Source organism: Paenibacillus oryzisoli (assembly GCF_001653565.1).
In the GTDB taxonomy this organism is placed as follows: domain Bacteria; phylum Bacillota; class Bacilli; order Paenibacillales; family NBRC-103111; genus Paenibacillus_E; species Paenibacillus_E oryzisoli.
In genome coordinates this window covers 1-18,269 of sequence record NZ_LYPB01000093.1, presented here as the reverse complement: position 1 = coordinate 18,269, position 18,269 = coordinate 1, and the positions used below count along the sequence as shown (strand labels likewise).

Genomic DNA, 18,269 nt, shown 5'->3' with positions numbered 1-18,269 from the left:
ATTTACAATGCAAGCGCTTTATTTATAGGTGATTTCAACAAGATAGGGGTACATCCCAGTTCAACGCGTAGGTCTGCAAATTTAAACTAGGGAGGAAGCAGTATGGTAAAGGTATTTAAAAAAGGGGTAATAGGAAGTATGACTGTGATGCTCATGCTTTCGGGTTTCTTGGTAGCTTGTTCCAGCAAGGATGGGGGATCAAGCACAGCAACAACTTCACCTAGTGGCAGTAACACAGCAGCACCAAGTAAAGAGCCTGAGAAACCAGCCAAGATCCGCGTTACTTTGTGGGACCGTGCCAATGCGCCTGAGGGGCAGAACCTCGGCAATAATCCAATTATTAAATATGTCATTGATGAAACGAAGAAGGTTGGTCTTGACGTAGAATTCGTCTCCCTGCCTAGAGCGCAGGAATCGGAGAAACTGAACGTGTGGATGGCTTCCGGTGAAGCACCTGACATTATTCTAACCTATTCGATGGATACAATTTTCAAATACGCGGAACAAGGTGGATTATGGGAGCTGGATTCCTATCTAGCTAAGTATCCAGACTTGATTAAGAATAACAAGGCAGCGCTGGACCAAGTGGGCATGTACAAAGGTAAGCGATATGCGATTCCTGCTCTGAAGGCTAATACGTATTCTGGTCCTAACATGAAGATCCGTAAAGACTGGTTGGATGCGCTAGGGATGAAGAATCCAACTACGAACGAAGAATTGTATCAGGTATTGAAAGCCTTTAAAGAGAAAGACCCAGGTAATGTAGGGAAAGACAAAGTGATTCCATGGGCGCTCCCTGCGATCAATCAATCCATGAAAGCCTTCTATTATGGCCCAATGTTTGGCTTCGGCGTCAATATGGATGGTCCGAGTAATCAGTTCTATGCGCCAGATGGCAACTATAAGAACGGTGTCTTCACCTCCGCAGTTGCTACACCGGAAGGAAAAGCCTATTACCAATGGATGAACAAAGTGTACAAAGAGGGGCTAATCTCCAAGGAGTTCGTTACGGATGTGAGCTCACAGCAATTTACACAACAGGTGAACAGTGGGGTTGCCGGCTTCGTAGATTCCAACGACACACCTTGGAATATGAATGTGGCTACACGTAAATCAGTTCCAACAGCAACTTGGGTATCTGTCGAGCCATTCAAACGTCCAGATGGAACTCAAGTGATGAACAAGGTATCCGACTTCTCTATGCTTGTCGCTGTTCCGAAATCCAGCAAGAATCCAGATGCTGTCATGAAATATTTGAACTGGATGGTTCAACCGAAGAATCTTGCGACCGTTCAGAGCGGAATTGAGGGAGTCAACTGGAAGGATGACGGAGGCGTTAAAGTCCAGATTGACCCTGAACTGAATAAGAAAACCACATGGGTATCCTCTGCAGGGGATCTTGCCATTGTTCAGCAAGGGGGACCTGCATTAAACAAAGAACAACTGCTGAAGTCAGTAGCTCTCTCGCTTCCGGACGCGAAGCAGCGAGAAGAATACGCTAATTCATTCGTTACTTATTATGATATTTTCAAGAAATTCGGTAAACCGAACACGATCATCGACTCCCCACGGCCTGTAGCTCAGAAGACGGTTGCAGCCATCGAGAAGAGCCTGTATGAAGGAGTCTCCAAAGTAATTATTTCTACAGATTTCGAGAAGATCTATGCAGAGATGCTAAGCGCTTGGGAAAGAGCTGGAGGCAAAGATTACGACAAAGAGATTACCGATGCTTATAAAGCGATGAAGAAATAACGAGGTTGGGGCTACATGTAAGGAGCGAACTGATTTTAGGTTCGCTCCTTGTTTGTTTTGGCTTATTTCATTAGATTTCTAACTAGATTTTCAATGACGATATCCCTAATATGGTCGTTGTCTTCCTCCAAAATGTGAATAAGGTAGGGGTCTTCATCTGGTTTAAAAGCTCTGAAAATGATGTTTTCTTTATCTTGTAGAATGACATCATGGCCACAATCCTTAAGACATTGTGCATAATCATTTAAAGTGGGCTTTTGATTCTCCTCTAAGTAAATAATGCCCCTTAAAAGGGAACTTCTATCCTGGTGAATTACTTTGAAATGAACGGTGAATTCTCGTTTCATAGCAAGAGTCATCTCCCTATTCTCATATAAGATCAATGGTAAAATTATTATAAATAAGATAATTGCAGGAAGCTGTGATTTTTTTCACATACACGCCGTTTTCTTCGATCTATAATAAAATCATAAAGAACGAAGGAGATGGTTCATATGATGAAGTGGTTAAGGGGAAATAATTACGCTGCCATGCTGTTGACGATTATCCGGTTGTATGTAGGTTGGGAATGGATGGTAGCTGGATGGCACAAGATCACAGGTGATAAAGCTTTCGACGCTACAGGATATCTAAAAGGAGCAATTGCTAAACCTGTTCTTGAAAGCGGAACGACAGATTTGGTTTATGCAAATTATGTTGCTTTTCTGAAAAACTTCGCTCTTCCGCATGTCGGGTGGTTTAATGTCATGGTCCCTTGGGGTGAGCTCTTGGTTGGTTTGGGCCTGCTCATAGGTGCTCTGACGACAACAGCCATTTTCTTCGGCTTACTGATGAATTTTATGTATATGTTTGCTGGAACGGTCAGCGCGAATCCATGGTTAATTCTCCTGGGATTCTTCATCATAGCGGCTGGCGCAAATGCAGGTAAATTTGGTGTGGACCATCTGATTCTTCCGTACTTGCACAAATGGTTGGATAAGATCTTAGAACGCTTCCACATGAAACCCAAATTAAGATAGGTTGAGGAAATAATTCAATGCTAAATAGTTGCTAACACCTATACTTTCTACTCCGGATTGGGAGGGTAAAGAATAGGTGTTTTTTATGTGATATGTATCACATCGTGTATTACGGGAGTATGACATTTTGCACATACAGGTGATGCGATTTTATCAAAGTAAACCTATGGATGAATTTGAAAAGGAGAAGTGATTTAACTAATCTATAAATAAGGTGGGCCATCAACATAATTGATTCCATTTTATATATATATAAGGATTAGGGTTATGAAGAAAGGATGATGTCCCCCATGCATGCCTACGATGCAATGGCAAATGAGCACATCCGGACAACTTTTATTGCGTTGGTTGAAGCGATAGTCCCGAATATGCCTGATGTAGCCGTATATGGGGCAGAGCAAGCCGCAGGTGCCGTAGAACTGGGTATTCACGATTATTTGATCTGGGAATTGGATCACAATCTTTCGCTTTTTGTGGGGTACTATCTTGCCAATATTCCTATGGCGTCCTCAACGGCAATGCTTCTCAATGCCGGTGCGGCTCAGTTGATCGCATCGGGCAAAGCCCAGGATCCCAGGCTGCATGTAGTTTGGGGAGGTGGCCCATTCGCCAGTCTTTCGTGCCGCGATCGGATAAGGGTCCTAGCGATGCTGGAGCATCTTGATGTCGATCTTGGATGCTTGCCGCCCCCGTACAAAAATGATGGTGGCCTCGTTACATTTATAGTTGATTATTTGAACAGAGGGACAATGTTTGGTTTCTATTCGGAATGGTCCGCATACGGTTCCACGCGATTGAACACACCTACATGCCGGATTTTGGAATACTTCCCCGTTAGCTGGCGTCAAGTCGGTTATCCTGGAGTGTCGAAGGGCTATCGTGCAGTTCGCGGTTACTTGCTGACGATTGAACGCAATGGAAAGGAGGCCTCAGATGCTTGATGCTGATGTCATTGTAATCGGGTCTGGCGGTGGCGGAGCCGTTGCGGCTAAGGAACTTGGTGAACTGGGTCTTAAAGTTTTGGTTTTGGAAGCGGGCCCATGGTATGGGAACAGCAAGTGGCCGGACCCCAATCGAGCGCGAGGTGCAGAGTGGAGTTCCAGTCACGCTGATCTGGATGTGGGACTCTATAAGAAAATCTACAATGCCTATGAAAATAATATGAATGATGGAATATCCGGCGCATTTCGCTTCGGACCAGCCGACCGTCGGCGCACACCTTGGCACCGAGTTATGCGGCAGAGGGGCGATATTTGGCAGCTCTCGGGAGTCGGCGGAACGACGCAGCATTACTGGGCGCAATCACCGCGAGCTTTTCCTTCAGCGGTCGACAATATTTGGCCGATCAGTTATCGGGAGCTGGTTCCCTATTATGAGAAGGCTGAGGCCACGCTGCCTGTTCAGTTTGCGCCTATGGCTCCGAAAGAAGAACTGTTTTTCTACGGGGCCAAGAAGGCAGGTTGGTCACTTATTCCGACGCTCGATGTCGTAACCCCGGGATATCGCCCGCATCCCAATGCGATTCTGCCCCCAAACGAGCATCTCATGGATCCGAAATATTCGATGGATCAATTGCATGAGATGGAAGGATGCACGATGAAGGGCAATTGCGTTAATGGTTGTACGGCTGGTCCCACCGTTGACAAAATCGCCAAACGGGGTACGCTTGTTAGCTATATCCCCCTTGCCCTCAAAACAGGAAACGTATCGATTCGTCCCAATACTTTTGTGATCAAGGTTTTGACGGGGCACGATCCGAAAGAAGGGCTTCGTGCAACTGGCGTGCAATTTCGTGATACATGGACAGGAGAAATCGGCGAGCTTAAGGCCAAGGCTGTTGTAATGGCAGCTGGTTGCATTGAATCGCCGCGCCTGTGGATGAATTCGGGGCTGCCTTACAACGAATGGGTGGGCAGAGGGCTAACGATTCATTATTTCGACTGGGTATCGGGCGTATTCGACGAAAAGGACCTGATCGATATTATGGGCATTCCGACTGTAGATCCCTTCGTCGGCCACACCTCCGGGGGCAGAGTCGATATCCCAGGGCTTGGCTCCACGCAGGTTTCTGGTCTGAGTCCAGGCTTACACGCATTTGTGACCTATGGCTTCAGCGATGCGGGCTACAATGCCTTGAACCCCCCAGAGCCGGGGGCACCATGGAATATCCGCGGGCGGGTCGTCGGTCCCGAGCTCAAAGAACTGATGATGAATTATCGCCGAACGATGAGCATGCTCATTCTTGCGGATGATGAAACGCTTTATCACAACAGGGTGACGGTCGATCCGCTGTTGAAGGACGAACACGGACCGCTTCCGGTCGTTCATTACGCCCCCAGCAAAAAAACGCTGCAACGGCGCGACCAATTAGCCAAACATTCGGCTGAAATCCTAAAGGGAGCCGGTGCCAAAACCATCATCAGATCGGATACCCCGGCTGGCTGGTTGCTCCATATCGAAAGCACGATGCGCATGGGATATGTGGTGGATACGAACTGCGAAGCTTTTCAAGTCAAGCGGCTATATATTGCCGATAATAGTGTTCATTATAACGGCATTGGAGGACCTAATCCGACGTTAACGACACAGGCGCTGGCGACACGAATGGCTGAGAAGTTAGCCAAAACCTATTTTAGTTAAATGAAACGGGCAGTCAGGAGTGAACCATCCTGCTTGCCTGTTTTTTCATTTTCGGGCCCTCACCAAAAAAAGCTTCTGTGCCTCACGATCCGTTGTGGGGCTATTTTGTTAGCCATAGGAAGCTGCATAATAAAGCACCAGACCTGATAAAACAACAATACATGAAAAACCGATGATCTTCCCAACTAAACCTTTGCTCATGTTATTGTACATCCTTCCTATTTCAAAACCGCTATATGTTATCCATTAAGATTTCTTGGACTTAGGGCAAATATACCAATGATATTTATCCCTTTTTAGGGAGAAACTTTAAGAAGAATTGAGAATGATACTACCTACCCTCAGTAACCTCTTCTTACGGATAAACGCAAAGGGTGTGAAGACTTATGCCATACAAAGGAGTGCTACCTTGGCCAAGGAAAATGAAGCCGGAGAAGCTTGAGGTTTCAACTGCAGGTGAAATTGAAGGAGAACTATCTACTAGGCTTGAGGATAACGAAACTTGGCTAAACCAGACCTTTTCAAATTGTTCCGATCTAGTAGTGAGAAAGGTACATCTATTTAATTCAATTCCTTGCATGGTGGTCTTTTTCAGGGAATTGGTCAATACCCAACAATTGGATGATGAATTATTCAAACCGCTTTTGAATCATCAAACAATAGTATCCGATACATTCACCGATCTCATTGAACAGATGAAAAGTGAACTGCTTCCTATAGCACAGACAGTAATCGTTAGTAATAAGACAGATACGATTAAGCAAATTACCAAGGGACAAGTGGTTCTGTTTGTGGAGTCTTCAAGCCAGGTTCTGTCCATAAGTATGAAAGGGAAACTGCATCGTGATCTGCAGGAACCTGATATGGAGGCGGTGATTCGCGGGCCGAAAGTTGGGTTTATTGAAAATCTCGGGATCAATATGGGTTTAATTCGTCAACAAATTCGAACACCGCAGTTGAAGATGGAACAGAAGCTGGTTGGGGCGATTTCACAAACGGAGGTCGTTGTCGCCTATATAGAAAACGTGGCATCCCCTACGGTGATTGATGAAGTGAGAAATCGCATATCGCAACTGGATATGGATAGCATGCTGGAATCGGGTTACATGGAAGAAATGATCCGTGATGCGCCGTATTCACCTTTTCCCGTGCTCCAAATGACCGAACGGCCTGATGTTGTGTCCGCTTCACTGCTTGAAGGGAAAGTTGCCATTCTGGTGGATGGAACTCCAATGGTGCTCATCGCTCCCATTACGTTTTGGCACGCATTCCAAACGGCAGAGGATTATTATACGAACTTTATTATTGCGACATTTTTACGATGGCTTCGATTCTTGTTTACCTTCATAGCCCTAACATTGCCCTCCTTGTTTATTGCCGTGGACACGTTTCATCCGGAAATGATACCTACAAGTTTAATTTTGTCTCTTGCGTCGGCAAGGGAACCGGTTCCTTTTCCGACATTGGTGGAAATTATGATGATGGAAATTGCTTTTGAAGCGATTCGCGAGGCGGGAATCCGCCTTCCCAAACAAGTTGGCCAGACGATTAGTATCGTAGGTGTGCTAGTGATCGGACAAGCTGCTGTTCAGGCAGGCATCGTATCAGCGCCAATTGTTATTGTCGTATCTTTGACGGGGATCGCTTCCTTCTTGATTCCGAGTAACAATATGAGTCAGGCGATTCGTATTTTGCGATTTCCGCTTATGATATCTGCAGGGATTTTCGGCTTGTACGGTTTTAGCTTTGTTATGATTGCGCTGCTGATTCATCTCGTTAACCTGCGTTCCTTCGGTGTTTATTACATGTCGCCACTCGCTCCGTTTCAGTTATCGGGACTATTGGATGTATTCGTAAGAGCACCGTGGTGGGTCATGCGCAAGCGTCAAAGTCGTGTTCGTCCGAAATAGGAGTTGAGAAAACAATGAGCTGGATGAAAGGGTATAAAGCGATAGCAATCATCCTTTGTTTCAGTGTAATGACGGGCTGTTGGGATCGGAGCGAGGTTAACGATCTTGCGTTTGTGCTCGCCAGCGGTCTCGATCTTACGGAGAATGGAGAAGCAGAGGTAACACTGCAAATCGCACTTCCTACAGAAATGCCCAGTGGCATGCAAGGCGGGAGAACGGGCGGTAAAAAAACAGTCTTGGTCATTTCGGAAAGAGGAAGGGACGGTGCAGATATTTTACATAAATTGCAGAAGCGACTGTCCCGACAAATCTTTTTTGGGCACAGAGGGGTGGTCATCATTGGGGAAAAATACGCCAGACATGGTATAGATCAGATCTTAGATCAACTGATGCGTTTTCCCGGTAGCCGGTATAACAGTTATTTCCTGACTGCAAATGGAACAACCGCCAAAGAAGCGTTGCAAACGCAGTACAAACTGGAAGCTATACCGGCTATTGCTCTTAAAAAAATGCAATTAACCGGTCTCGGTTTATCCGTCAAAATGGATGAATTTTTGGATGCGCAATCCTCTTTCGGAAGATCCGCTGTAACGGGAGCCCTAAAGGCATTCACCAACAAGAGTGGAGAGGGGGAATTCAATTTGGATGAAGCGGCCGTTTATCAAGAAAATAAGCTGGTCGGATTTTTATCGTCAGAAGAAAAAAAGATATTGCTCTGGCACAGAGGGGAACTTAAGGGTAGCAAGGTAACAGCTCAGGTTGAACCACAAGAGAAAGGCTTTAAGGGAACCGTTGGCGTTGATATTTTGCAAGCTAAAACGAACTTGAGCTCGAAGATGAATAATGGCATGCCCGAAATGACGGTGTTCTTTCATGCCAAGGTGAGAGTGTTGGATAACGATACAAGATTGGATATGAGCAAAGCGGAAAATATGAAAAAAGTGGAGGGCAAGCTAACGGGAGAAATGGAAAAACTCATACAAAGTACGCTCCATCGCGCACAAAAGGAGTTAAAGGCAGACATTTTCGCTTTCGGGGATGACATTCATATTCATCACGCCTCTTATTGGAAACAAAACAAGGAGCGATGGAATGACATCTATCCTGGGATTCCGCTTACTGTGAAAATTGATATCCAAATTCAACGTATCGGCCGAACTCAGTCGCCTGCCCATCTGAAAAAAAGCTAATCAAACCCAAAAGGATGATAACAATGAAAGTGAGCGGAATTCAAGTGTTCTGGATGATCACGATTATGGATATAGGCATGACCTTGCTGATGACGTTCACGTCCGGATTGCAGGCTGCTAAGCAGGATGCATGGATTTCCATGCTTGTTGCGGGGGGCATAGCCGTGCTGATCGCTGTGGTGACAACAAAGCTTGTGCTTCTTCATCCTGAGCAGACCTTCATCCAATTCACTCAAACCATTATGGGGAGATGGCTCGGCAAGATCGTCATCGTTATTTATCTTGTCCAATGGTATACCATCATTCCTATTGTTCTGCGCCAATTCAGTGATCTGCTTCGCGTTCTGCTTCTGAATACAACGCCAGGTATATTTATTATAGTACCTATGGTTCTGATCGTTATCTATGTGACCTATTCTGGCGGGATAGATGGGATTGGACGGGTCAGCGAAATATTGGGACCCTTAATTTTTATGATGATATTAGTGGTTCTGATCTCAAATCTAGGCAACATTCACTGGAATCGTCTGCTGCCCTTTTATGTGGACAGCGGTACCGCGGCGATCTTCAAGGGTGCTTTACCCTCCGCGTCCTACTTGGGACATGCCGTTGAATTCGTCATGATTTCACCGTTTCTATTTACGCCCCGCAAGGGATCCCCCTATGTGATTTGGGGGGTTATTGCTGCAAGTTTTGGTGTGCTGTTATCGATGATCATGGTCATTTTAACGTTAGGAGTCAATCTCTCCTCTAACATGTGGTATCCATTTTTCGAAATGACAAAAAAGATCGCTATCTTCGGTTTTATTGAAAATTTGGATGCCCTTGCCGTTGTCATCTGGATTGCCAGCGTTTTCATTAAATTGTCTATATATATGTTTGTTGCCAGTTACGGAACGGCCCAGTTATTACATGTGAACAATTGGAAGAACATGATATGGTTTATTGCCCCAGTGGTTACGGCGTTTGCTTTCATCCCCCAAAATGTTTCTGAGGCAACTGGCAGTTATTTGAACCATTATTGGGTTCCATTTGTACTTCCTATCAACATGATCGGGTTGCCTTTACTGCTGCTTATTGTAGGGAAAATCCAGCAGAGGAAGACAGCAGGATGATTGGCCAGTTAGTCTGAGAGTAAGAATAGATGTGCATTCGTTATGTGAGTGTGATATTTCTACTTACAAGTGATGGAATATAATGTGAAAATATTCACAGACTAGTCTAGGAAGAAATCGCTTTAACCCTGTACCGTGTGATTTTTACCATAGTTTGGGTTGCTGTTTAAGCTTAATCTAAGGGTAGAACAACAAGTCTTCGCCTTCCATCCTTCTGCGCAGCAATCAAGTGCCGCAGCATCAGTGACTTTACTTGACGAGGCAGTGAAGGCTGGGGCGCTTGAGCATTGCATTCAATGGGTGAAGAATCCCTCTGTAGAAGCTACGCAGCTGCTGATGAATGGGAAACATCCATTGATGTGAACGACTTTATTGGGAAAAATATAACCGTCTATACAGGGGATCAAGCCTTGAACGACCGGATTAAGCGCTTTGCTGAACATTTGAGTGAGAGGGATAAAGCAGCTTGGATTCGTCATGAACTTGCGGTAACGACAGCAGAGGCAAGATGCGGTTGATTTGCAGGATATGTTGAGGCAGTTCAAAGTGTAGTTTATTTACATTGGCCAGACACTTTCCGGAGCATCTCTCGTGATGAAGACAGAGTAGGAGTCCTTTTCTCATAGGAAATGAGTCGAAGAAGGCTTTATAAATAGGACTGCAGCCCACACGGTGACTGCGGTCTATTTGTTTTTCAATCTCGGCGAAAAGGGGATCCACCAACGTTATAGTCACGAAATAGCAACAATAGCTGTGATTCTCCTCACAGAGAATGCGGAGATAAAGGCTTACAATGGGATTATAGCAATATAAGGAGGAATCAGGTATGGTGAATGATCTTGGAATGCCGTTAGACGACGATCAAGCTGCTAGTGTTCAACAGGTTCTAGGGCGGTTAAAGGACGAACATGGCGCGTTAAAAAAAGAGCTTGATCATGTCCAGGAAATGACAACTCATTTGGTTGGTGTGCTTGGCTCGGAAGAGTCCAAGCTGTTGCTTCAAGAAATTCGAAAAGTAATGGAAAACTTCATGCAGCAGCTCGAAGCGCACGAACACTGGGAGGAAGTGGAAGTACTTCCTCTCCTTACGGAGTATGCGAATCAAGGGATGGAGCCCACCTTCCTCACCTCAACGTGGGTCTTGGAAGAGGATCATAAAGAAGCGGAAAGGTTTGTTCGCTCATTTCTTGACTATGTGGACCAATGCAATGGTACCGACAGTATCAAGCTGAAGAAGGCGATCACGCTGCTTAGTGTGGCTTGTTCCGTCATATCCGAGCATCTGCGATCCGAAGAGGAGATGGTTTTCCCGATTGCGAATCAAATGCTGGAGCGGTATGTATGACAGATCTGATTGAGTGAAGGAGCAATGATAATCATGGATCGAGCGTTCGCGTCCAAATTCGCCAAATGTGTCTTTCTGGTTCTTTGCGGATTAATTATTCTTATGGGAGTCGGTTCAAGGTTTTTTACACATATTGACTTGGCTTTATACGGCTACATGGTAGGAACGGTGGTTTTCATTTGCGGATTCTTTTATCGCTTTATTGCGTGGGGAGAGCGGCCGCCTACGAAAATTATTTTGAAAAAAGGGTTAAAGCTGTTATTCCGAAAAAGTACGCCTCAGACAACGACAGACCATCTCCTCACATATCGCTTTATCTGGAATCGCGGGTGGTATCGCTGGACGCAGCATGTTCTCCTTGGTTGGGGTTGCATCTTATCCGCCTTCGTAACCTTCCCTCTGGTATTCGGATGGATGTACTTCACGATGGCCGAGAACGGAAAATATACGGTTGTTGGCTTCGGTATCGACCTTATGAAGATTCAAGCGGATGGCGTTCTCGGATTCCTATTCTATAATGCGCTGAATATTACAGCTTTTATGGTAATTGGCGGTGTATGCATGGCTTTGTATCGCAGGATTAAGAACATGCAGGCACGTGCAGAACAGACATTTGTCTATGATTTTCTCCCGCTGTATATGCTCCTATTCGTAAGTTTGACTGGGCTGCTGCTCACCTTCTGCAATCTAGTCCTTCATGGCTATGGACATCCAGTTGTTACGTTAGTCCACCAATGGTCCGTTATCGTGACCCTGATTTATATCCCTTTCGGCAAGCTTGCTCACATTCCATTCCGTCCAATGAGCGTGTTGGCTCGAAATTATAGAGAACATTACGCAGAGCAAGCGACCAAGAGCTGTAGGGTCTGTGGAACAGGCTTTGTGTCTGTCGAGCAGTCCAATGACGTCATCGCTGTGCTTAAAGTAAACGAAATCGAATTCAAAACAGAAGAAGGCTTCCACCTGGCAGAGCTGTGCCTGCCATGCCGCCGCAAATATAGAATGTCCCGATTTACAGGGATACCGACTCATCAGATTCGCGTGAAGGAGGCCAACCAGAATGCCCAAGGATAAATTCTTTAAAGTGATCGCGAATAAAACACATCCCAATGAACAGTTAGTTAAAACCCATTGTTCCTACTGCGGAATGCAGTGCGGAATGAATTTGCGAGTGGATACGACTTCCAATACCATTATCGGTGTCGAGCCGCGATACGATTGGCCAGTGACGTTAGGCAAGATGTGTCCTAAGGGTGTGACGGCCTATCAACAAACCAACCATGAAGATCGCCTGTTGCGTCCGTTAATCCGTGATGATGCATCACTCAAAGGAACGAAGGAAGGCTTCCGCGAGGCTAGCTGGGAAGAGGCGTATACGTTGATCGTGAAACGATTCCAAGAGCTGCAAGGGGAATTCGGCAAGGATACGCTTTCTGTCTTCAGCGGGGTATCGATGACGAATGAGAAGTGCTATCTAACGGGGAAATTTGCCAGGGTCGCGTTGCAAACACGTTACATTGACTACAATGGCCGATTCTGTATGTCGAGCGCGGCCGCAGGTTTCCTTCGCAGCTTTGGCGTAGATCGGGGATCTACCTTACCTTGGACCGATCTGCATGAGACGGATTGCTTGTTTATTGCCGGCAGCAATACAGCCGAATGCCACCCTACCTCGATGTTCAGAGTCTGGGAAGTTCAGAATCGTGGCGGATATTTGATCGTAGCAGATCCCCGGGAAACACCTATCGCCAGGCGGGCGGACGTTCATCTTGATTTACGTCCGGGAACGGACTTGGCGCTGGCCAATTGCATGGTTCATTTACTGATTGAACATGGTCATATAGATGAAGAATTTGTCGCCAACCATACCAACGGCTTCGAGGAAATGAAAGAGGTTGTGAAAGAATTCACACCTGCGTACACGAGTGAAATCACTGGCGTTGCTCCAGAGAAATTGATTCGCGCCGCTGAGATTTATGGCAAAGCGCCGAACGCTGTCGTCATGTTCGCTCGCGGCATTGAACAACAAATTAAAGGGTCTGATAACGTATCCGCCTACACGAATATGTGCTTGGTGACGGGGAAGATCGGCCGGCCCAAGTCGGGCGTTGCCACCTTCACGGGACAAGGCAATGGCCAAGGTGGAAGAGAGCATGGACAGAAAGCCGACGCGCTTCCAGGCTACCGCAAAATTACGAATCCGAAGCACGTCGAAGAGGTGTGCAAGGTGTGGGGGATTAAGCCTGAGGAGATGCCGCAGCCAGGTGTATCCGCTTATGAAATGTTCGAGCTTATGCAAGACCGAACGATTCGGGGCTTATACTTGCTTTGTTCAAATCCAGCCGTTTCTGCGCCAAACCTGAATTTCGTCCGCGCTGCTTTAAAAAATCTGGACTTCATGGTCTGCTCAGATATGTATTTATCCGAATCGGCCGAGTTTGCCGATGTTGTACTGCCATCCGTCACTTGGTCAGAAGATGAAGGCACCGTGACGAATCTGGAAGGACGGATCATTAAGATTAATAAAGCACAAGAGCCTATTGGGGAGTCGAAACCGGACTGGTTAATTGAGATAGAGCTTGCGGAGCGACTGGGCAGAGGACAGTATTTCGGCCATCTGAAGTCAGCCAGAGATGTAGCGGATGAATTTCGTCTGGCTTCCAAAGGCGGATATGCCGATTATTACGGGGCTACGTGGGAGAAGATTGATAAGCAGGACGGTGTGTTCTGGCCTTGCCGCAACGAAGAAGACCCAGGAACACCGTATATGTTCCTGGATCACAAGTTCTATCACGCGGACGGCAGAGCAGAGCTATGCGCGCTGCCTTACAGACCACCGGCTGAGGAACCTTGTGAGCAATATCCGCTTCGACTTACCACAGGCCGGGTTGTTTATCATTACTTGTCCGGGAATCAAACCAGAAGAATTCCCTTCCTTCGGGATATGTGTCCGGAGCCTTACGTTGAAGTGCATCCAGAAACAGCGGAGCGCTACCATATCGCACATGATGAAGTCATCAGGTTGTATACACGCCGCGGGGAAGCCTTCTACAAAGTGAAAATAATCGAAGCGATTCGTACGGATACCGTGTTCGTTCCCTATCATTTCGGTCATGAGCTCTCGATTAATTTGCTGACCATAGCGGCGCTTGATCCGATGTCGCGCATGCCGGAATTCAAAGCTTGCGCGGCTCAGATCGCAAAGCATCCAGAGAGGATGACGAACGGATGAAACAACATTTATATATTGAAATGGATAATTGTATCGGCTGTCGAAGCTGTTTGGCTGCCTGTACGCAATGTGGGGGGCACGATGAGAGAAATCGCAATTATGTCTATGACGTGAATCCGCTGGTTAACCGCCAAACGATTCCGTTGATGTGCCTGCACTGCGTGAATCCGGCTTGTGCCAGAAGCTGTCCGGCTCAGGCCATTCAGATCACTGAAGAGGGTGCGGTACTTTCGGCATTGGTCGAGAAATGTATTGGCTGTCAGAATTGTACCATCGCCTGCCCGTATGGCATTCCTAAATTTGATACCGAGCAGAATCTGATGTACAAGTGTGATCTTTGCTATGACCGGACCCGAGAAGGTATCCCTCCCATGTGTGCATCCGTTTGCCCGACGAATACGCTGCAGTGGTTGACAGAGGATGAGTTAGCTCAGAAGAAAGCCCAGCATAAGCTGGGAAAATGGACAGCGAGTCAGCAACCTTGGGATCCATTAGAAGGAGAAACGAATGTGAAGATCTCGCTTCCAGGTATTCTACAAGGTCAACAAAAGTTGTTCTAATCTGCTTGTGATGGGGTGGACTTAATGAAACAGGACAATAATCATAGTCCCTTTAAAGAAGATAACTATACGCACAATATAAGGAAAAATGAAGAGAGAAGGTTGGATCGGCGCGGCTTTATGAAGACACTGGTTGGTGCGGCTGGGGTGTTCGCCGTATCCACGCTGCCATGGGGAGCACTTGCAGCTAAGGAACTGACGGGACTATCCAAGAAGTCTTATCCACAACTCAAGATTACAGACATCAGCTCATTGAAAATTGGAGATGCCGCGCAGTTCGCTTATCCGGGTGAGCATGACTCTGCCTTATTAATTCGTCTTGGCGAGAACGAATATAGAGCTTATCAAAATGCCTGTACGCACCTCAAATGTCCCGTGTTTTGGAGCAAAGAGAAGGATGAAATGGTCTGTCCGTGCCATCACGGCATTTTCGATGCCAGAACGGGGGCACCAACAGCGGGTCCACCCAAGCGACCTCTGCCAGAAGTTCTTCTAAAGCAGGAGAATGGCGCGATATATGCGACAGGAGTGAAACGATATGAAGCGTAGTTATTTCGGCGTTATTTTATTATGCATCATGTTATTCCTCTGTATTATGTTTACGCAAAAGGCCGTGAATGCCTACTATTTCGACCATTATCGCTCCGTTATTATCTATGCTGTATTGAATATGTTGTTATTCCCTGCGGCTATTATGATCTATCGTCGGGAGCGTGATGTCGAATGACTATCAAAAAAGTACAATTGCCGCTTCAAACGATCTCTCTGGTTCTAGGCTTTATGGTATGGGTCATCCTTTCTTCGTTGATGCCATTTATTAAAGAGTCGATCAAGCTGACCCCTTCGCAGCTCACTTGGGTAACCGCTATTCCGATCTTGTTCGGTTCCGTCATGCGGGTACCTGTGGGATATTGGACGAATCGTTACGGGGCTAGAAAGTTGTTTGCAATCTCCTTCATTCTATTACTTGCACCTGTGTACTGGGTCAGCCAAGCGAATTCCTTCGGGGATCTAATCATTGGGGGGTTCTTCCTGGGCATTGGCGGGGCTGTATTCTCAGTTGGTGTGACTTCCTTGCCTAAATATTATCCGAAAGAACGGCATGGCTTCGTGAACGGCATTTACGGGATCGGTAATCTCGGAACAGCGCTCTCCACCTTTGGCGCACCTGTCATAGCGAATCAAGTAGGTTGGTCCAAAACGGTCATGCTCTACAGCATTCTACTGATCGTCATGGCAGGATTGAACTTCGTTATCGGGGATCGCAAAGAGCCTCCGGTACAGACCTCCCTTGTTGAGCAAATCAAAGGCGTTGCCGGCAATTCCAAGCTATGGTTACTGTGTTTGTTTTACTTCCTCACATTCGGTTCTTTTGTTGCTTTCACCGTGTATTTACCGAATTTCATGGTTAGCAGCTTTCATCTGTCGAAAGTAGATGCCGGGATGCGCACGGGCGGATTTATCGTGCTGGCAACAGCCATGAGACCGATCGGGGGCTACCTCGGGGATAAGTTTAACCCATTCAAAATCCTTATGTTTGTTTTCGCTGGCTTAACGGTTTCGGGCATTTTACTTTCATTTGCTCCGTCGATGACGTGGTACACGGTCGGTTGTTTAACCATTGCCCTATGTGCAGGAACGGGGAATGGTACCATTTTCAAATTGGTTCCGATGTATTTCATCAAGCAAGCTGGTATTGCGAATGGTATCATCTCGGCAATGGGTGGTTTGGGTGGATTTTTCCCGCCGCTGCTGCTTACCTTTCTCTTCAAACTGACGGGTCATTATGCCATCGGATTCATGGCCTTATCCCAGGTGGCGTTGGCCAGCTTAATTCTCATTGTTTGGATGTTTTATAATGAGAAATTAGGGTTATCTTCGCGAATTATTGAGAATACAGTCGAAGGTATCATGGTGACGGATACGACGGGGAAGATTCATTCTGTGAATGCTGCCTTCACGGAGCTGACAGGATACGAAGCCAAGGAAGTCATGGGGATGACGCCTAACATTTTGAAATCCGGGAAACAGGATCGCGCTTTCTACGATGGGATGTGGGATGACATTCGCGGTCGCGGTTTCTGGCAGGGTGAGATTTGGAATCGTAAGAAGAACGGCGATGTATATCTCGAATGGCTCACGATCAGCGCAGTCAAGAATGATGCGGGAGATGTCGTCTATTATTCGGGCATGTTTAGCGATATCACCAAACTAAGATCTGCGAAATAGAGAGGGGGATGTGACATGCCGAGTGAGTTTGCTTTAGATTTATGCTTCATCCGTGAACATGCGCAGTCTCCCTTCTATATGATTATCGAGCAGCAGATGAGTGAGCTTTTCGCAGGCAAAGGGACTTGGTATGTGGATCATCGGGAACAAGAGGGACTCGACATCGCGGTTGCTGAAGTCAAAGGGCTGTCAACTTGGGAAAGCGAAGATGACGTTCTGAGCTATATCGAAGAGTACGCGGGGAGTGGGTTGCCTGCTGAACTGGACTGCTGGATTCATCTCCAAGGGTATCAAGTGAAAGTCATGCCCAAAGCAGATGCGGGCTGCTGCCGCTTGAAGAAGGAGGCATCAGTATGAAATGGGAAGAAACCTTGTCAAAATGGCTTGGTTCTCACATTGAAGTGCACATCGAGGATCAGGTAGGACTCGATCCTATAGCACCTCCGAAGAAAATAAAGCTTGAGAAGATACGCATTTCCGAAGATAGGGAATACATGCTAATGTATATGAATGAACATCAGTTTCTGGCTATCCCCCTCAAGGGAGAGCATACGAGTTTAACTTGTACAGAGCATGGCACCGTCCTCAGATCATTTGATATAGCGGCTCAATTGGTGTATAAAGTCGAGTTCGGTTCATAGAAGGCCGACTACTGGAGTGAAACCAGTGATAAGGGAGGCTAATACAGGTATGGAACTGTATGATTATATCGGTGGAGAAACGACAATAAGAAAGATTGTGAATGCTTTTTATCCCAAAGTTCTGGCCCATCCTTTGCTTGCCCCAATATTTCCAGAGGACATAGAACCTGTGATAGATAAGCAGTTTCAGTTCTTAACCCAATTTTTTGGCGGGCCTTCTCTATATACAGACCAACATGGTAATCCAATGATGCGAGCGCGGCATGCGCCTTTCCCCATTACCAGGGATCATGCAGATGCTTGGCTTGCGTGCATGCAAAGTGCACTTGAGGAAGTTGTTCCTTCAAATGAAGTGCGTGCCATTATTATAGACCGGTTAAAAGGCCCAGCTTACTTTTTTGTAAATACAGAAAGGTAGAGTCTGTAATCTCCATTCTAGCCACTTTTGCCGTCGGGTTTTGAATGCCCTGTATGTTGTGAACCTAGTCGTTGTTTTAATTGTTTATCTGATGTAAATACGCAAATCTACTTTCGGCATCCTAGGGATGTCGTTTTTTTTTTTTCTACGACTGACCAATCGACTAACAAGGATTTCCAGATACCTCTGTTGAAGTATATAAGACATACTTTGATGGG

At 46.3% G+C, this 18,269-nt stretch carries 19 protein-coding genes; 18 read left to right on the top strand and 1 reads right to left on the bottom strand.

The genetic code is table 11. The features are described from left to right. Nucleotides 1-102: 102 nt before the first annotated feature. The gene (locus tag A8708_RS33135; protein WP_068671127.1) at nt 103-1,752 is read left to right on the top strand and encodes an extracellular solute-binding protein; all 1,650 of its coding nucleotides are present in this window, start codon (nt 103-105) and stop codon (nt 1,750-1,752) included. A gap of 62 nt (nt 1,753-1,814) precedes the next feature. Here A8708_RS33135 and A8708_RS33130 read toward each other — a convergent pair whose 3' ends face one another. Then, nucleotides 1,815-2,099: a hypothetical protein gene (locus A8708_RS33130; protein WP_068671186.1), complete on the bottom strand. Its 285-nt coding sequence runs from the start codon at nt 2,097-2,099 to the stop codon at nt 1,815-1,817. Nucleotides 2,100-2,246: 147 nt separating this feature from the next. On the opposite strand from A8708_RS33130, the gene A8708_RS33125 reads away from it, so the two are divergent. The 17 genes from A8708_RS33125 (at nt 2,247) to A8708_RS33045 (ending at nt 18,051) form a co-directional block, all read left to right on the top strand. Further along, nucleotides 2,247-2,771, top strand: coding sequence for a DoxX family membrane protein (locus A8708_RS33125; RefSeq protein WP_068671125.1), 525 nt, complete (start codon nt 2,247-2,249; stop codon nt 2,769-2,771). Between the two features lie 308 nt (nt 2,772-3,079). Beyond that, entirely contained in the window at nt 3,080-3,712 is a 633-nt protein-coding gene (locus A8708_RS33120; RefSeq protein WP_239696924.1) for a hypothetical protein, read from the top strand. Continuing rightward, on the top strand, nt 3,705-5,411 hold the full coding sequence (locus A8708_RS33115; RefSeq protein WP_068671121.1) for a GMC family oxidoreductase N-terminal domain-containing protein: 1,707 nt from the start codon (nt 3,705-3,707) through the stop codon (nt 5,409-5,411). The genes A8708_RS33120 and A8708_RS33115 overlap by 8 nt, the downstream gene beginning before the upstream one ends. Nucleotides 5,412-5,797: 386 nt before the next feature. Beyond that, the gene (locus tag A8708_RS33110) at nt 5,798-7,321 is read left to right on the top strand and encodes a spore germination protein (protein WP_068671119.1); all 1,524 of its coding nucleotides are present in this window, start codon (nt 5,798-5,800) and stop codon (nt 7,319-7,321) included. A 14-nt stretch (nt 7,322-7,335) separates the two neighbouring features. After that, entirely contained in the window at nt 7,336-8,511 is a 1,176-nt protein-coding gene (locus tag A8708_RS33105; protein WP_068671118.1) for a Ger(x)C family spore germination protein, read from the top strand. A 14-nt stretch (nt 8,512-8,525) separates the two neighbouring features. Then, a complete protein-coding gene (locus A8708_RS33100) occupies nt 8,526-9,626 on the top strand; it encodes a GerAB/ArcD/ProY family transporter (RefSeq protein ID WP_239696923.1) in 1,101 nt (366 codons plus the stop codon). Nucleotides 9,627-9,922: 296 nt separating this feature from the next. Further along, on the top strand, nt 9,923-10,144 hold the full coding sequence (locus A8708_RS35730) for a hypothetical protein (protein ID WP_068671114.1): 222 nt from the start codon (nt 9,923-9,925) through the stop codon (nt 10,142-10,144). A gap of 308 nt (nt 10,145-10,452) precedes the next feature. Then, nucleotides 10,453-10,971 (top strand): hemerythrin domain-containing protein, encoded by a 519-nt coding sequence (locus A8708_RS33090; RefSeq protein ID WP_068671112.1) that lies wholly within the window; start codon nt 10,453-10,455, stop codon nt 10,969-10,971. Between the two features lie 33 nt (nt 10,972-11,004). Further along, on the top strand, nt 11,005-12,045 hold the full coding sequence (locus A8708_RS33085; RefSeq protein WP_068671111.1) for a hypothetical protein: 1,041 nt from the start codon (nt 11,005-11,007) through the stop codon (nt 12,043-12,045). Beyond that, nucleotides 12,032-14,203: a molybdopterin oxidoreductase family protein gene (locus tag A8708_RS33080; protein ID WP_068671109.1), complete on the top strand. Its 2,172-nt coding sequence runs from the start codon at nt 12,032-12,034 to the stop codon at nt 14,201-14,203. Before A8708_RS33085 ends, A8708_RS33080 begins: the two co-directional genes overlap by 14 nt. Further along, nucleotides 14,200-14,763: a 4Fe-4S dicluster domain-containing protein gene (locus A8708_RS33075; protein WP_068671107.1), complete on the top strand. Its 564-nt coding sequence runs from the start codon at nt 14,200-14,202 to the stop codon at nt 14,761-14,763. Before A8708_RS33080 ends, A8708_RS33075 begins: the two co-directional genes overlap by 4 nt. Before the next feature lie 24 nt (nt 14,764-14,787). Further along, a complete protein-coding gene (locus A8708_RS33070; protein ID WP_068671105.1) occupies nt 14,788-15,312 on the top strand; it encodes a Rieske 2Fe-2S domain-containing protein in 525 nt (174 codons plus the stop codon). Beyond that, nucleotides 15,302-15,490, top strand: coding sequence for a hypothetical protein (locus A8708_RS33065; protein WP_068671103.1), 189 nt, complete (start codon nt 15,302-15,304; stop codon nt 15,488-15,490). The genes A8708_RS33070 and A8708_RS33065 overlap by 11 nt, the downstream gene beginning before the upstream one ends. Next, nucleotides 15,487-16,992, top strand: coding sequence for an MFS transporter (locus tag A8708_RS33060; RefSeq protein WP_068671101.1), 1,506 nt, complete (start codon nt 15,487-15,489; stop codon nt 16,990-16,992). The genes A8708_RS33065 and A8708_RS33060 overlap by 4 nt, the downstream gene beginning before the upstream one ends. Before the next feature lie 15 nt (nt 16,993-17,007). Next, entirely contained in the window at nt 17,008-17,349 is a 342-nt protein-coding gene (locus tag A8708_RS33055; protein ID WP_068671099.1) for a hypothetical protein, read from the top strand. Beyond that, nucleotides 17,346-17,633 carry a hypothetical protein gene (locus A8708_RS33050; RefSeq protein ID WP_068671097.1) on the top strand — a complete coding sequence of 96 codons (288 nt, stop codon included), beginning with the start codon at nt 17,346-17,348 and terminating at the stop codon, nt 17,631-17,633. Before A8708_RS33055 ends, A8708_RS33050 begins: the two co-directional genes overlap by 4 nt. Before the next feature lie 49 nt (nt 17,634-17,682). Beyond that, nucleotides 17,683-18,051, top strand: a complete 369-nt coding sequence (locus A8708_RS33045; RefSeq protein WP_068671087.1) for a globin domain-containing protein — start codon at nt 17,683-17,685, stop codon at nt 18,049-18,051. Nucleotides 18,052-18,269: the final 218 nt, after the last annotated feature.